Source organism: Methylobacterium sp. WL7 (assembly GCF_008040085.1).
GTDB lineage: Bacteria > Pseudomonadota > Alphaproteobacteria > Rhizobiales > Beijerinckiaceae > Methylobacterium > Methylobacterium mesophilicum.
Genome location: NZ_VRVG01000029.1, coordinates 34,169 through 48,273, shown reverse-complemented (window position 1 = coordinate 48,273; position 14,105 = coordinate 34,169). Strand labels below are relative to the sequence as shown.

General features: G+C 72.2%; 14 protein-coding genes. 9 read left to right on the top strand and 5 right to left on the bottom strand.

Annotation, left to right across the window (positions count from 1 at the left end; all coding sequences use genetic code 11):
• From FV233_RS10550 to FV233_RS10525, 7 genes are all read left to right on the top strand, one after another.
• The coding region (locus FV233_RS10550; RefSeq protein ID WP_147897442.1) for a M23 family metallopeptidase at positions 1-768 on the top strand (768 nt) is incomplete at its 5' end.
• A 56-nt stretch (positions 769-824) separates the two neighbouring features.
• Entirely contained in the window at positions 825-1,385 is a 561-nt protein-coding gene (locus tag FV233_RS10545) for a Uma2 family endonuclease (protein ID WP_147897441.1), read from the top strand.
• Positions 1,386-1,446: 61 nt separating this feature from the next.
• Complete coding sequence (locus FV233_RS10540; RefSeq protein WP_147857173.1) at positions 1,447-2,010, top strand: Uma2 family endonuclease; 564 nt, start codon at positions 1,447-1,449, stop codon at positions 2,008-2,010.
• Positions 2,011-2,072: 62 nt separating this feature from the next.
• Positions 2,073-2,414 carry a hypothetical protein gene (locus FV233_RS10535; RefSeq protein WP_147857174.1) on the top strand — a complete coding sequence of 114 codons (342 nt, stop codon included), beginning with the start codon at positions 2,073-2,075 and terminating at the stop codon, positions 2,412-2,414.
• Positions 2,415-2,534: 120 nt separating this feature from the next.
• Positions 2,535-3,386 (top strand): DUF1206 domain-containing protein, encoded by an 852-nt coding sequence (locus FV233_RS10530; RefSeq protein WP_147897440.1) that lies wholly within the window; start codon positions 2,535-2,537, stop codon positions 3,384-3,386.
• Between the two features lie 91 nt (positions 3,387-3,477).
• Positions 3,478-3,636 (top strand): hypothetical protein, encoded by a 159-nt coding sequence (locus tag FV233_RS30235; RefSeq protein WP_167367636.1) that lies wholly within the window; start codon positions 3,478-3,480, stop codon positions 3,634-3,636.
• 98 nt (positions 3,637-3,734) lie between these two features.
• Positions 3,735-5,735 carry an SDR family NAD(P)-dependent oxidoreductase gene (locus FV233_RS10525; protein ID WP_147897439.1) on the top strand — a complete coding sequence of 667 codons (2,001 nt, stop codon included), beginning with the start codon at positions 3,735-3,737 and terminating at the stop codon, positions 5,733-5,735.
• A gap of 195 nt (positions 5,736-5,930) precedes the next feature.
• Here FV233_RS10525 and FV233_RS10520 read toward each other — a convergent pair whose 3' ends face one another.
• The 4 genes from FV233_RS10520 to FV233_RS10505 all read right to left on the bottom strand — a co-directional run bounded on the left by FV233_RS10520 (position 5,931) and on the right by FV233_RS10505 (position 11,301).
• The gene (locus FV233_RS10520; protein WP_147897438.1) at positions 5,931-6,866 is read right to left on the bottom strand and encodes an NAD-dependent epimerase/dehydratase family protein; all 936 of its coding nucleotides are present in this window, start codon (positions 6,864-6,866) and stop codon (positions 5,931-5,933) included.
• Complete coding sequence (locus FV233_RS10515; protein ID WP_147897437.1) at positions 6,863-7,900, bottom strand: glycosyl transferase; 1,038 nt, start codon at positions 7,898-7,900, stop codon at positions 6,863-6,865. The genes FV233_RS10520 and FV233_RS10515 overlap by 4 nt, the downstream gene beginning before the upstream one ends.
• 71 nt (positions 7,901-7,971) lie before the next feature.
• A complete protein-coding gene (locus FV233_RS10510) occupies positions 7,972-10,014 on the bottom strand; it encodes a protein meaA (protein ID WP_147897436.1) in 2,043 nt (680 codons plus the stop codon).
• Between the two features lie 177 nt (positions 10,015-10,191).
• Entirely contained in the window at positions 10,192-11,301 is a 1,110-nt protein-coding gene (locus FV233_RS10505; protein ID WP_187278088.1) for a DUF3616 domain-containing protein, read from the bottom strand.
• 389 nt (positions 11,302-11,690) lie between these two features.
• Here FV233_RS10505 and ccrA point away from each other — a divergent pair, with 389 nt between their 5' ends.
• Both ccrA and FV233_RS10495 read left to right on the top strand, forming a co-directional pair.
• The gene (gene ccrA / locus FV233_RS10500) at positions 11,691-12,977 is read left to right on the top strand and encodes a crotonyl-CoA carboxylase/reductase (protein ID WP_147857214.1); all 1,287 of its coding nucleotides are present in this window, start codon (positions 11,691-11,693) and stop codon (positions 12,975-12,977) included.
• A 221-nt stretch (positions 12,978-13,198) separates the two neighbouring features.
• The gene (locus tag FV233_RS10495; RefSeq protein ID WP_147897434.1) at positions 13,199-13,498 is read left to right on the top strand and encodes an alkylphosphonate utilization protein; all 300 of its coding nucleotides are present in this window, start codon (positions 13,199-13,201) and stop codon (positions 13,496-13,498) included.
• A 145-nt stretch (positions 13,499-13,643) separates the two neighbouring features.
• Here the strand turns inward: FV233_RS10495 and FV233_RS30230 are convergent, their stop codons facing one another.
• Positions 13,644-13,820, bottom strand: coding sequence for a hypothetical protein (locus tag FV233_RS30230; protein ID WP_187278002.1), 177 nt, complete (start codon positions 13,818-13,820; stop codon positions 13,644-13,646).
• Positions 13,821-14,105: the final 285 nt, after the last annotated feature.

Below are 14,105 nucleotides of genomic sequence, written 5' to 3'. Positions count from 1 at the left end.
CTCCCCCGCCGGAGCGCCCGCGACGCCGAGACCGGGCTGATCCGCCTGGAGGCGCGCCTCGACGGCTTGGGGGCCGCCCAGGGCGCGCGCCTCGCCCAGGTGGTCGAGCGGGCCGGCGACACGGTCCGGCGCCTGCGCGGGCTGATCGGCCGCACCGGCTTCGACCCCGACCGCTTCGACCGCGCCGCGGCAGGCACCGGCGGCCCGCTCGTCCCCCTCGATGCCGCCGCCCTGGACGGCCCAGGCTACGAGACCCGCTTCGAGACCCGCTTCGACACTCGCCTGGCCCTCGCCCGCCGGGCGCTCGACGACGGGGCGCGCCTGCACCAGCTCGCCGCGACGCTGCCGCTCGGCCGGCCGATACGCGGCCAGCCCGTGGTGTCGAGTCCGTTCGGCACCCGCCTCGATCCGTTCACCCGGGGCCTCGCGCTCCATACCGGGCTCGACCTCAAGGCCGAGTACGGCGAGCCCGCCCGGGCCACAGCCCCCGGGCGGGTCAGCGCCGCGGAATTCGCGGGCGGCTACGGCAACATGGTCGAGATCGATCACGGCCATGGCGTGGTCACCCGGTTCGGGCACCTCGCCCGCATCGCCGTCCGGCCGGGCCAGCGCGTCGCAGCCGGGGACGTGCTCGGCATGGTCGGCTCGACCGGGCGCTCCACCGGGGCGCACCTGCATTACGAGACGCGCATCGACGGCGATCCGGTCGATCCGCAGCGCTTCCTCGAAGCCGGCGCGGACCTGCCGGCCGCGCTCCAGACGGATTGAGCCGTCGCCGGCTTCTTCGGTCCGTGATAGCGTGGCGCGTCTGATCGGAGGCCGTCATGGCATTGGCTGTGAGGCGCGACACGCGCATGCGCGTCGCCGAATACCGGCGCTGGGTGGAGCCGCGCCCGGACGAGGAGCGCTGGGAGCTGCTCGACGGCGAGCCCGTGCTGATGGCGCCGCCGAGCGCCCGGCACCAGCGCATCGTAACCAACCTGCTCACGCGTCTCGACAGGCTGGCCGAGCCGCGCGGCTGCGGTGCCTATCCGGGCCTGGCGATCCTCAGCGACGCGATGGACGATTATGCGCCCTATCCGGACGTGGTGGTCCATTGCGGGTCGATGCCGCCTAGCGGCTACATCGACGACCCTCTTCTGATCGCCGAGGTGCTCTCGCCCGGCACCATGACCAACGACCGGGGCCGCAAGCTCGCCTTCTACGCCACCCTCCCGAGCCTCCAGACACTGCTGATCGTCTATCAGGACGAGGCTCGGATCGAGGTCTGGCGCCGGGATGCCGGCTGGACGATGCGGGTCGCCGGGCCGGACGGGTCCATCGCCCTGCCGGAACTCGGCGGCGCCTTGCCGGTGGGCGAGGCCTACGCCCGCGTCGCGTTCTGAACCACCGCTGTTGCGGCCGCGCTCGCGGGTGCTACCATCGCGTCCGGATCGGAGGGCGGCGATGGCTTTGGCCGCGAAGCGCGACGCGCGCATGGATGGTGCCGAATTCAGGCACTGGGCGGAGAGCCGTCCAGACGAGGAGCGCTGGGAGCTGCTCGATGGCGACCCCGTGCTCATGGCGCCCCCGCGCGAGGCCCATCAACGCATCGTCATGAATCTCGCTGGGCGCCTGGACGCGCTCGCCGAGCCGAGGGGCTGCCGTGCCATGCCGGGTCTCGGCATTCTGAGCGCGGCGCAGGACGACTTCGTGCCGATCCCCGACGTGGTCGTGCGCTGCGGGCCGCCGCTGCCGGACGGATACGCCGAAGACCCGCTGCTGGTGGCCGAGGTGCTGTCGCCCTCGACCATGAGCCTGGACCGGGGCCGCAAGATCGATTTCTACCGGACGGTGCCGAGCCTGCAGGTCCTGCTGATCGTCTATTCCGACGAGGTCCGGGTCGAGGTCTGGCGGCGCCGGGGCGACGATTGGAGCGTGCAGGCGCTGGGTCCCGACGGCAGCGTCGCGTTGCCGGAACTCGACGGCGCCGTGCCCGTGCACGACATCTACCGCGGCCTCGCATCCTGAGCGGCCGCACCCGATCTCAACCGGCCGGCTTCCCCGGCCCAGCAGAGCGTCAAGGCACCGACTTGCCCCACTTCGAAGATTTCTATGCGGCCAAGCTGCGCGGCGCCCTCGGCGTGACGGACGCGGAATCGGTGCTCGACCTGCGCGGCGCCAACCGGGCGACCGCGGAGGCGTCGCTGAAGGACATGCTGGAGCGCAGCCGCTTCGCCAAGGGCAAGACCGTGGCGATCCGGCTGGATCCGCCCCCGGAGGGCGGCGGCGAGACCCTGTTCCAGCCCGCGGGACGCCTGCTCCTCGACGCCAAGCGCCGCGGGCTGATCGAGCGCCTGCACACCCTGCCGGCCCAGGACGGGCTCGGCTTCTACGTCGCCCTGGCCGGCCGGGCGGACCGGACGCCGATGTGATCCGGCGCCTGGTGTAGAGCTGGCAACGGATCGGGACCGGGCATCCGGACGTTGACCGGTCGCCCGCCGCCGGATCCCGCCCATGCCGCACCCAGAACCCCGTCCTGCCCGGTGCCGCGCATGATGCCCATCCCCGGCGGCCGCAACACGATCGAGCGCATCGCCCGCTTCGGCTACGGCGCCCGCGGAATCGTCTACGTCGTGGTCGGCGCCCTGGCGCTGCTGGCGGCGATCGGCCAGGGCGGCCGGGCCGGCGACAGCAAGGATGCCCTGCGCGCGGTGCTGGCCGGGCCGTTCGGTGCGGTGGTGGTCGGGCTGATCGCCCTGGGGCTCGCCGGCTTCGCGCTCTGGCGCTTCGTCGAGGGCGTGACCGATGCCGACCGGCGGGGCACGTCCGCCAAGGGGCTGGCGGTGCGCGGCGCCCACCTGATCAGCGCAGCGATCTATATCGGCCTCGCCGTCAGCGCGGCCTCGCTCAGCCTCGGCCTCGGCATGAGCGGCGGCGACGGCATGCACGACGGCACCGCGTGGCTCCTGTCCAAGCCGTTCGGCCGCTGGCTCGTGGCCCTGGGCGGGCTCTGCGTGATCGGCGGCGGCTTCGGGTTCCTCGGCAAGGCCTGGCGGGGCGACGTCACCGACCGGCTCGCCCTCGACGCCGAGGCCCGCGAGCGCTGGGCCGGCCCGGTCGGCCGCTTCGGCTACGCGGCCCGGGGCATCGCCTTCCTGATCATTGGCGGCTTCCTGGTGGCGGCGGCCTGGCACCAGCGCTCGTCGGACGCGAAGGGACTGACGGAGGCCTTCGCGCTGCTGCGCGCGCAGCCCTACGGCTGGATCCTGCTCGGCCTCGTCGCGGCCGGCCACGCCGCCTTCGGGGCCTTCGGGCTGATCCAGGCCCGCTACCGGCACATCGACGCCCCCGACATCGACCGCGTCGACGACGCGGCCGGAGCGGCCGTCCGGGCGCTCACCTGAAAGATAAGTCTTTGTAAATCGTCGCGCATGCCCCATGTAGAGTTCACCCTCCGCGCAATACCGTGCCCTGGGCGACGACGCGGAGACGAACATGGCCAGGACGCTGATCACGGGTAAGGCCCAGACCGTAACGACCGAAGACTTCAACGAGCGTGTCAAGACCTTGCTCGTCGATAAGGTCTACCCGCTCAAGGGCCGGACCTACCAGAAAAACTTCAAGACCGGCTTCTCCGGCGCGATCGTCAAGTAGGACGATCTCCGGGCGGGGCGCGCTCCTGAGGCGCCCGGCCCCGCGTTGACAGGGCGGATGCCGCGGCGGATACCGCGCGGCACCCCATCCGGCCTCCGATGCAGCAGCGCTTCTACAAGATCGCGGTGATGGTGGCCCACGACCTTGCGGCGACCGCCGCCGCCGTGGTGCTCACCTTCCTGTTCCGCTTCCAGGGCGGCATGCTGGCCGAGCGCCTGCACGCCCTGCCGTTGCTGCTGCCGCCGTTCCTCCTGTTCGCCGGCCTGGTCTACGGCCGGTTCCGGCTGTACCGGACCAAGTGGCGCTTCGCCTCGCTGCAGGACCTCGCCGGGATCGTCCGGGCGGCCAGCGTCCTGGCCCTGGCCCTGCTGGTGACCGACTGGGTCCTGGTCTCGTCCGACCTGTACGGCTTCTACTTCTTCGGCAAGATCGCGATTTTCCTGTACTGGGTGCTGCAGATCTTTCTGCTCGGGGGCGCGCGCCTGGCGTTCCGGTACCTGAAGGACAGCCGCTCCCGGCAATCGAGCGCCCGGGCCGCCACCGTGCCGACGCTGCTGCTCGGGCGGGGCGCCGACATCGACGTGCTGATCCGCGCCATCGAGGCGGGCTCGGTGAAGAAGCTCGCGCCCCGGGGGATCCTGTCGCCCCGGGCGGACGAGACCGGGCAGTTCATGCGCGGCGTGCCGGTGCTCGGCGGCTTCGCGGACCTCGAGCGCGTGGTTGCCGACCTCGCGGCGGGCGGCGAGCCGGTGCGGCGGCTGGTGGCGGCCCCGAGCGCCCTCGTGCCGGAGGCCGCCCCCGACGACCTCATCGCCCGCGCCCGGCGGCTCGGCCTGCCGCTCGCCCGGGTGGTCGGGCTCGGCGAGGGCGCGCAGGGTCCCGAACTGGCGCCCCTCGAGATCGAGGACCTGCTGCTGCGTCCCACCGTGGCGATCGACCGGCCGCGCCTGGAGGCGTTCCTGGCAGGCCGCCGGGTGGTGGTGACGGGCGGCGGCGGCTCGATCGGCTCCGAGATCTGCCTGCGGGCCGTGGCCTTCGGGGCCGCCGCGGTGCTGGTGCTCGAATCCTCGGAGCCGGCGCTCCACGGCATCCTCAGCCACCCCGCGATCCTGTCCGCCCAGGCCGCGGTGACCGGCGTGCTCGCCGACATCCGCGACCGGGAGCGGGTCCATCAGGTCATCGCGGCGTTCCGGCCCGATTGCGTGGTCCACGCCGCCGCGCTCAAGCAGGTGCCCTACCTGGAGCGCGACTGGCAGGAGGGCATCAAGACCAACGTGTTCGGCTCGATCAACGTCGCCGAGGCCGCGGTGGCGGCGGGCGCCCGGGCCCTCGTGATGGTCTCCACCGACAAGGCGATCGAGCCGGTGTCGCAGCTCGGCGTCACCAAGCGCTTCGCCGAGATGGTCGCCCAGGCGCTCGATGCCGAGCAGTCGGCCCGCCCGGGCCATCCCACGCGGCTGATCGCCGTGCGCTTCGGCAACGTGCTCGGCTCGGTCGGCTCGGTGGTGCCGGTGTTCAAGGGGCAGATCGCCCGGGGTGGCCCGGTCACGGTCACCGATCCCGACATGGTCCGCTACTTCATGACCGTGCGTGAGGCCTGCGACCTCGTCCTGACCGCGGCCTCCCACGCCGACGGCGAGGGCCGGGCCGCCCCGGAGGCGGATCGCGCCGCGGTCTACGTGCTCAAGATGGGCCAGCCGGTGCGGATCGCCGAACTCGCCGAGCGGATGATCCGGCTCGCCGGGTTCGAGCCGGGGGCGGAGATCGAGATCGCCTATACCGGCGCCCGGCCCGGCGAGCGCCTCAACGAGATCCTGTTCGCCCGGGAGGAGCCCCGGGTCACCCTGCCGGGCATCGACGGGGTGATGGCGGCCCGTCCGGTCTTCGCCGACCGCGCCCGGCTCGACGCCTGGGTGGCGCAGCTGCAGGCAGCCGTCGCGGCGGGCGACCGGGCGGCCGCGGAAGCCGTGTTCGAGGCGGCGGTGCCGCATTTCCGCGAGCGCCACGCGCAACGGCCGGCCGGGCGGGAGTTTGTTTCCACGGGGGCGACGGCCGAGGCCGAGCCGCCGGTCGGTGCGGCGAGCGCTGCGATCGGCTGACGCGTTCGGCTCCCCGGGTCGGCGTCGTGTTTCGTCCCGCCCTATCCCCTCATCCTGAGGCGGCGGAGCGCAGCAGAGGCCTCGAAGGGACCCTCCAGCCGGCCCCGCGATCCCTGGAGGGCTTCTTCGAGGCCCGCTGACGCGGGCGCCTCAGGATGAGGGGTGTGGATGGGAAAGCTCGTCACCGCCCTGAACTCAGCCCCCCGCCCGCGCCAGCCGCGCCAGCCCGTCCCGCGTCGGCGCGGCCGGGCGCCATCCGAGCGCCGCGAGGCCGTCGGCGCGGGCCTCCAGGCCCTCGGCCACCCGGGCGAACAGAGCCTCCCGGCCGGTCAGCCGGCAGGCCAGCCCGAGGAGCCCGGCCGGTACCGGGACCAGCCCGGGTTTGCGGCCGAGGCCGGCGCGCAGCGCCGTGAGCATCTCGGCCAAGCTCAAGGCGTCCGGGTCGGCGGCGACCAGGGCGGATCGGATCGGGGAAGGCGCCCGCAGGACCGCGTCCACGGCCCCCGACAGGCTCTCCAGGGAGATCAGCGAGCGCCGCGCCGCCAGCCCGCCGAACGGCAGGGGGTAGGGGCTGCGGGCGAGCCGCAGCAGCGCGGCCATGTTGCCCTTCACGCCCGCGCCGTAGACCAGGACCGGGCGGAGCGCGACCCAGTCGAGCCCGGTCTCGGCCAGCGCCCGCTCGGCCTCCAGCTTGGAGCGGCCGTAGGCGTCGGTGGGCCGGGGGGCGTCGCCCTCCCTGACCACGCCCGGCGCGCTGGCGCCGACCTGCGCGCGGATCGAGGACAGGAACACGAACCGGCGCACCCGCGCGCGGGACGCCGCCTCCGCGAGCTTGCGCGTCGCCTCGGTGTTGAGGGTCCGGTAATCGTCCTCCGGCGCCCCCGACATGGAAGTGGTGAGATTGGCATGGGCGAGGCCCGCCGAGTGCACCACCGCGTCGACGCCTGCGAGCGCCGCCGCCATGTTGATCGGGCGGGTCAGGTCGCCGACCACCGCGCTCGCGGCGCCCTCCGGCAGCGCCGTCGGCCGGCGCAGCAGCACCCGGACCCGGTAGCCGCGGGCGGTGAGGTCGGCGAGCAGGTGGCGGCCGATGAAGCCGGTGGCCCCGGTGAGCGCGATCAATCCGGTCACGGGCGTGCGGCACCTTCGGCTGGGGCCGGCGCGGGGGCGCGGGCGAAGCGGCGGAGCAGGGCCGCGACCAGGGCGAGCCCGGCCGCAAGCGCTCCGAGCGTGACCGGCCAGGACGGCCAAAGCAAGGTCGCGGCGGCGAGCCCGGCCAGCACGAGGTTGACCCCGAATAGCCGCGCCACGACGCCGGGGACGGTCAGGCCGTGATCGGTGGCGCGCTGGTAGTAATGCCCGCGATGCGCCTCCCAGACCCGCTCGCCCCGTGCGGCGCGGGCGGCGAGCGTCAGGCTGGCATCGGCGAGGTAGGCGAGCGGCAGCAGCAGCGCCGCGGCGAGCCCCCCCGCCAGGGCGAGCTGGCACAGCAGCCAGGCGGTGACGAGGCCGACCGGCAGCGAGCCGACATCGCCGAGGAAGAGGCTTGCCACCGGCCGGTTGAACGGTGCGAAGCCCAGCATCGCCCCGAGCAGGCAGCCCGCCACCAGGGCCGGCAGCGCCGGCAGGTATCCGGCGAGCCCGAGCAGCAGCAGCGCGCCGGAGACCGGGACGATCTCGGCCACCGTCATCCAGTCGAGCCCGTCCATGAAGTTCGTCAGGTTGACGAACCAGATCCCGGCCAGCAGCGCGAGGCCGCGCTCGAGCCACAGGGGCGCCCCGGGCACCAGACGGCCGTCGAGGTGCCAGACCAACACGCCGACCACGCCCGCCTGAACGGCGAGCCGCAGGCCGGCCGGCAGTGGCCGCAGGTCGTCCACGGCGCCGAGCAGCGCCAGGACCAGGGTGCCGCTCGCGAGCCGGACCCAGTCCGGCCGGCCGCCGATCTCGGGTGCCGCGATCAGCAGCCCCGAGATCGTCACGAGCGCGGTCACCACGGCGATCCCGCCCCCCTGCGGCGTCGGCACGGTGTGGCTCGACCGGGCGTTCGGCCGCGCCAGGGCGTAGCGCTGCAGCACCGGCCGCAGCCGCAGGATCAGCCCGGCCGACAGGGCGGCGGCGAGCGGGACGGCGAGGAGGAGGATCGTGTCGAGCGCGGACGGCATCGCGCGGTCCTACGCGATCCGGGCCGCGCGCGGGAAGGCGCGCCAGCCCGCATCCCGGTCGGGATGCCGCCTCAATAAACCTGTGCGCCCTCCCGCGGCGGTTCCGACGGGTCGGAGGCGCGGTCCAGGCTCTTGTTCACCACCTTGGCCAGGCCGATCATGATCGCGTCGATGGCGTAGTCCTTGGGCGTGTAGACCGCGCGCACGCCCATGTTCTTCAGGACCAGCTCGTCCTCGGGCGAGATGATGCCGCCGACCACCACCGGGATGTGGTCCAGCCCCGCCTCGCGCATTTGGGCGCGGACCTCGCGCACCAGCGGCACGTGGCTGCCCGACAGGATCGACAGCCCGACCACGTGGGCGCCGGTCTCCTTGGCCTTGGCGACGATTTCGGCCGGGGTCTGCCGGATGCCGTCGTAGGTGACGTCGAAGCCGACGTCCCGGGCGCGGAGCGCGATCTGCTCGGCGCCGTTGGAGTGGCCGTCGAGGCCGGGCTTGCCGACCACCAGCCGCGGCGTCTCGCCCAGGCGCTCGCCGAGATCGGCGATCAGGAGCTTGGCCTCGTCGGCCGCCCCGGAGGAGACGGTCTCGGGGCTGACCCCGGTGGGCGCCCGGTACTCGCCGAACACCTGGCGCAGGCGCTCGCCCCACTCGCCCGTGGTGACCCCCGCCTTCGCGGCCTCGATCGAGACCGGCATGATGTTGGCGCCGGAGCGCGCGGCCTGCTCCAGGGCGTCGAGCGCCCGGCCGACCGCCTGGGCGTCGCGCTTGCCGCGCCATTCGCGGATGCGCCCCTGCGCCTCCATCTCCACGGTCTCGGAGACGGAGAAGATCGCGCCCTCCCCGGCGGTGAGCGGCGAGGGCTCGCCCTGCTGCCATTTGTTGACGCCGACGACGATCTGCTCGCCGGCCTCGATCGCCGAGATCCGCTTGGCGTTCGACTCCACCAGGGCGCGCTTCAGGGCGCCGGTCTCCACCGCGGCGACCGCGCCGCCGATGCCGCCGATCCGCTCCAGCTCGGCCCGGGTCTCGGCCTTCAGAGCCTCGACCTTAGCCTCGATGACTTTCGAGCCGTCGAAGATATCGTCATATTCCAGAAGATCGGTCTCGAAGGCCAGGATCTGCTGCATGCGCATGGACCATTGCTGGTCCCAGGGCCGCGGCAGGCCGAGCGCCTCGTTCCAGGCCGGCAGCTGCACGGCCCGGGCGCGGGCGCGCTTCGAGAGCGTCACGGCCAGCATCTCGATCAGGATGCGGTGGACGTTGTTTTCCGGCTGCTGTTCCGTCAGCCCGAGGCTGTTGACTTGGACCCCGTAGCGAAAAATGCGCTTCTTCGGGTCGTCGATGCCGTAGCGCTCCTGGGCGATCTCGTCCCAGAGCTCGGCGAACGCCCGCATCTTGCAGATTTCGGTGACGAACCGCAGCCCGGCATTCACGAAGAACGAGATCCGGCCGAACACGTCGGAGAAGCTCTTTTCGTCGAATTCCGGGTCGTCCCGCACCGTGTCGAGCACCGCGATCGCGATGGCCAGCGCGTAGGACAGCTCCTGGACCGGCGTCGCCCCCGCCTCCTGCAGGTGGTAGGAGCAGACGTTCATCGGGTTCCACTTCGGCACGTTCTTGGTCGTGAACAGGATCACGTCCTTGGTGAGCCGGAGCGAGGGCGCGGGCGGGAACACGTAGGTCCCCCGCGACAGGTACTCCTTGATGATGTCGTTCTGGGTCGTGCCCTGGAGCGCGTCCAGCGGGGCGCCCTGCTCCTCGGCCACCGCCAGGTAGAGCGCCAGCAGCCACGGGGCCGTGGCGTTGATGGTCATCGAGGTGTTCATCTGCGCGAGCGGGATGTCCTGGAACAGGGCCCGCATGTCGCCGAGATGCGCGATCGAGACGCCGACCTTGCCGACCTCCCCGCGCGACAGCTCGTGGTCCGGGTCGTAGCCGGTCTGGGTCGGCAGGTCGAAGGCCACCGACAGGCCGGTCTGGCCCTTGGCGAGGTTGCCCCGGTAGAGCTTGTTCGACTCAGCCGCGGTCGAGTGCCCGGCATAGGTCCGGATGATCCAGGGCTTGTCGCGGCTCGACGTGTCGCCCTTGGTCTCCGCGACGCTCGCGCCCATCGTGGCCTCCCTGTGGTCTTGTTCACTATCCGCGCACGGGGCGCAGTCTTGGCCGCACCGTAGCGAAGGCAGCCGAGCGCGTCATCCGCGACAGACGTGCAAGAGGGCCCGGGAGGGCCCGGAGAGACTTTAAAAAACTTGTGCGGGCCGACAGCCGGATTTGAACGGGTCGGCCGATCAGCGCGGCAGCACGAGCGCGCGCGGGGCGCCCTCCTTCGGGCCGTCGAAGAACACCAGCACTCGCTGCCCGTCCGCGGTGGCGTCGAGGGGTAGCAGCGCCTCCGGCTTCTCCTTCTTCGCGTAGCCGGGCAGATCGAGGCGCTTGCGCGGCGCGCCCGTGCCGTCCCACGCGAACACCGTGTAGTCGCCGGCCGCGACCGCCCCGCCCTCCGGGTCGTGCATCGGCCCCGCCAGGATCAGGAAGCCGTCCGGCACGGCCACGAGGTCGCGCACGCCCCGCTTCTGCCCGTGGCTGTCCGGGCCCAACGCCACCGTGGCGAGGGTCCCGGCGCCCGGCTTGCCGTCGAACAGGCCGGCGAGGGGCACCGACACGATCGCGGCGCTGCCATCCGCCAGCACGGGGCCGCGCAGGCCGGCATGGAGCCGGCCGCCCCGCACCGCCACGCCCTCGATGGTGACGCCGCCCTCCTCCAGGGCCCGGTCGTGGAAGGGGGCCAGCGCCGGGATGTCGGCGATGATCCGCGCCAGCGCTGCCGTGCCGGCGATCTCGGGCTCGGCGCGAAGCTGGCCGGTCTCCGGGTCCACGGCGTTGGGATCGAGGCGGATGCGGAACAGGTGCCGGGTCGCCTCGGCGCGCGCGTCGCCCTCGGCGTCCTGGCTGTGCTCGCGCCGGGGGCGGCCATGCGAGCCGATGACGTAGAAGGCCCCGTCCGCATAGGCCACGCCCTCGGCGTCGAGTTCCAGCGGCTTGCCGTTTCGGGTGGCGTCGATCAGCCGGATGAAGCGTCCGGCCACGAGGCTGCCGTCCCGCAGGATCGCCACCTGGGCGCCCTGCGACTCGTCGTCGGCCACGAGGCAGATCCGCGGGAAGCCGGTATCGGTGGCGCAGGCGATGCCGCTCACATCCCGGGCCTTCTCGCTCCGCTCCGCCTCGGCGGGATGTTTTGGGTCGGGCTCGCCGAGGAGCTTGCCGCTGACGTTCCACGGCTTGGACTGATCCTTCGCCGAGACCGTCGCGGGCAGGGCCGCCGCGAGGCCGCAAGCGAGCGCGACCCGGAGCAGATCCCGCTTGGCCGGGCGCCGGACGATGGCCTTCACGTTGAGCATGGCGCGGCACATCCCGATGCGGAGTCTCGATCCACCCGCGATAGTCCAAAGCCGCTCCCGACGCACCCGACGCGGCGTCGGTCGAGCGGATGCCCTGTGGCCGCAGCGCCGTGTCCGGGCTCATCGGTGGTATAAAGTCTACCGGACGGTCCGGCGTCCCGTCCCGGAAGGTCTCGGGTCCGGTCGGCGGTCGGCCCCCGCCGAATAATACTTGGTCGGTTCGCAAGCCGAATTTGAATACGTCGGCGCCGGCCTTGGGCAGGGCGCTTTTTCACGTTCGAAACCCTCCGATTTCGACTTTCGGCCCACTTGGACGCCTCCGACATCGCCGCTATAGCGCGGGAGAGAACCGCGGCCGTGAGAACAGCGCGGGATGAGAGGAGAGCGAGATGGCTGCGAGCGGTGCGGTCCGTCCGGCGGACGGTGAGGTCAAGGATCTCTACGAGATGGGCGAGATCCCGCCGCTGGGTCACGTGCCGGCCAAGATGTACGCCTGGGCGATCCGGCGCGAGCGTCATGGGCCCCCGGAGCAATCCCACCAGCTCGAAGTGCTGCCGGTGTGGGACATCGGCGACGACGAGGTGCTGGTCTACGTCATGGCCGCGGGCGTGAACTACAACGGCGTCTGGGCGGGCCTGGGCGAGCCGATCTCGCCCTTCGACGTGCACAAGGGCGAATACCACATCGCCGGCTCGGACGCCTCCGGCATCGTCTGGAAGGTCGGCGCCAAGGTGAAGCGCTGGAAGGTCGGCGACGAGGTCATCGTTCACTGCAACCAGGATGACGGCGACGACGAGGAGTGCAACGGCGGCGACCCGATGTTCTCGCCGAGCCAGCGCATCTGGGGCTACGAGACGGGCGACGGCTCGTTCGCGCAGTATTGCCGGGTGCAGTCGCGCCAGCTCATGCATCGGCCCAAGCACCTCACCTGGGAGGAGGCGGCCTGCTATACGCTGACCCTGGCCACCGCCTACCGCATGCTGTTCGGCCACGCGCCGCACACTGTCCGGCCCGGCCAGAACGTGCTGATCTGGGGCGCCTCCGGCGGTCTCGGCGTGTTCGGCGTGCAGCTCTGCGCGGCCTCCGGCGCCAACGCCATCGCGGTGATCTCGGACGATTCGAAGCGCGACTACGTGATGAGCCTCGGCGCCAAGGGCGTCATCAACCGCAAGGACTTCAACTGCTGGGGGCAGTTGCCCACGGTGAACTCGCCCGAGTTCCACGCCTGGACGAAGGAAGCCCGGAAGTTCGGCAAGGCGATCTGGGACATCACCGGCAAGCAGGATGTCGACATCGTCTTCGAGCATCCCGGCGAGGCGACCTTCCCGGTCTCGGCCCTGGTGGTGAAGCGCGGCGGCATGGTGGTGTTCTGCGCCGGCACCACCGGCTTCAACATCACCTTCGACGCCCGCTACGTCTGGATGCGCCAGAAGCGGATCCAGGGCTCGCACTTCGCCCACCTCAAGCAGGCCTCGGCGGCGAACCAGTTCGTGATGGACCGCCGGGTCGACCCGTGCATGAGCGAGGTGTTCCCCTGGGACAAGATCCCCCAGGCCCACACCAAGATGTGGAAGAACCAGCACCCGCCCGGCAACATGGCCTGCCTGGTCAACTCTCCGCGCGCCGGCCTACGCACGGTCGAGGACGTGATCGAGGCCGGTCCGCTCAAGCGCTGACGCCGCCTCCCCCGGCCTCCGCCCGCATGCGGAGGCCGGATCGCCGGCCCCGGCCACTGCTCGCCTCTTCCTCCCCCCTCTTGCCCCGGGCTCGGCCCGGCGCGAGAACGGCCGCGCTCGTTCCAGCACCCCCGCCGGGGCGATGACCGATTCGGCGTGAGGGGCGCGGACGCGCAGGGTGACGGGCGCAGCGCCCGGACCCGGCATCGGGGGTTATGGCATTGGCCGGCGACGACGAATCCTACGTGTACGACGAGGCCACGGGCGAGTGGCTCCCGCCCGGCCAGGCCGCCGCGGCGCCGGCCAGGGCCGAGGCCCGCGACGCGGCTGGCAACGTCCTGGCCGACGGCGACGCGGTCACGCTGATCAAGGACCTCAAGGTCAAGGGCGCGAACCAGACCCTGAAGCAGGGCACGGTCATCCGGTCGATCCGGCTCACGGACGATCCCGAAGAGATCGATTGCCGCCACGACACGATCAAGGGGCTCGTCCTGCGCACCGAGTTCGTGCGCAAGCGCTAGGGCGGTTCGAAACCATCAGGGTTTCAAAAGGTCCGGGACCTCTTGCGGGTCCAGGGCAGAGCCTGGGTCGAGCGAAGCTCGATGCCATCGGGGCTCTGCCCCGACACCCCGCCAAAGGGCTGAGCCCTTTGGAAACCCGGTTCTCTTACCGGCGCTTGGTCTCTTCCTGCGGCAGGTGCCGCCCGTAGGTTTCCTGCTTCTCGGCCCGTTCCTGGATCAGGTTGGCATAGGCCTGCCGCATCTCCGGGGAGACGCTGACGCTCTTGCCCTTGGTGGGCTTGCGCTTGGGCGCCTTCTTGAAGGTGTTGCTCGTCTCGCTCATGCCGGGCTCCGCGTCGGACCATGGCGGCGGCGCGCGGCCGGCAGGAGGTCCGAGGCGAGTCGGAATCCAGGCCGGCCCGCGAGGCCGGACCCCTGCCCTCTAGCGCATCGCGCGGCCGCGTGCACGGGCGTGCGCGGCGGTTCGAACAGATTCCGCGCGCACGCCCGGTCTGGCGCCCGCCCGGAGGCTCTGCCAAGGTTGCCGGGTTGAGCGTCGGGGACGGCGATGGATTCGCATGGGGCGGGATACGAATTGGGTCCGGAGACGCTCCTGCGGCGCCGGCGG

Excerpts from the sequence above, each read along its gene's own strand:
- FV233_RS10545 (WP_147897441.1), top strand. The coding sequence starts at position 825 with ATGGCATTGGCTGTGAGGCGCGACACGCGCATGCGCGTCGCCGAATAC.
- FV233_RS10540 (WP_147857173.1), top strand. The coding sequence starts at position 1,447 with ATGGCTTTGGCCGCGAAGCGCGACGCGCGCATGGATGGTGCCGAATTC.
- FV233_RS10530 (WP_147897440.1), top strand. The coding sequence starts at position 2,535 with ATGATGCCCATCCCCGGCGGCCGCAACACGATCGAGCGCATCGCCCGC.
- FV233_RS30235 (WP_167367636.1), top strand. The coding sequence starts at position 3,478 with ATGGCCAGGACGCTGATCACGGGTAAGGCCCAGACCGTAACGACCGAA.
- FV233_RS10525 (WP_147897439.1), top strand. The coding sequence starts at position 3,735 with ATGCAGCAGCGCTTCTACAAGATCGCGGTGATGGTGGCCCACGACCTT.
- FV233_RS10515 (WP_147897437.1), bottom strand. The coding sequence starts at position 7,900 with ATGCCGTCCGCGCTCGACACGATCCTCCTCCTCGCCGTCCCGCTCGCC.
- FV233_RS10510 (WP_147897436.1), bottom strand. The coding sequence starts at position 10,014 with ATGGGCGCGAGCGTCGCGGAGACCAAGGGCGACACGTCGAGCCGCGAC.
- FV233_RS10505 (WP_187278088.1), bottom strand. The coding sequence starts at position 11,301 with ATGCTCAACGTGAAGGCCATCGTCCGGCGCCCGGCCAAGCGGGATCTG.
- ccrA (WP_147857214.1), top strand. The coding sequence starts at position 11,691 with ATGGCTGCGAGCGGTGCGGTCCGTCCGGCGGACGGTGAGGTCAAGGAT.
- FV233_RS30230 (WP_187278002.1), bottom strand. The coding sequence starts at position 13,820 with ATGAGCGAGACGAGCAACACCTTCAAGAAGGCGCCCAAGCGCAAGCCC.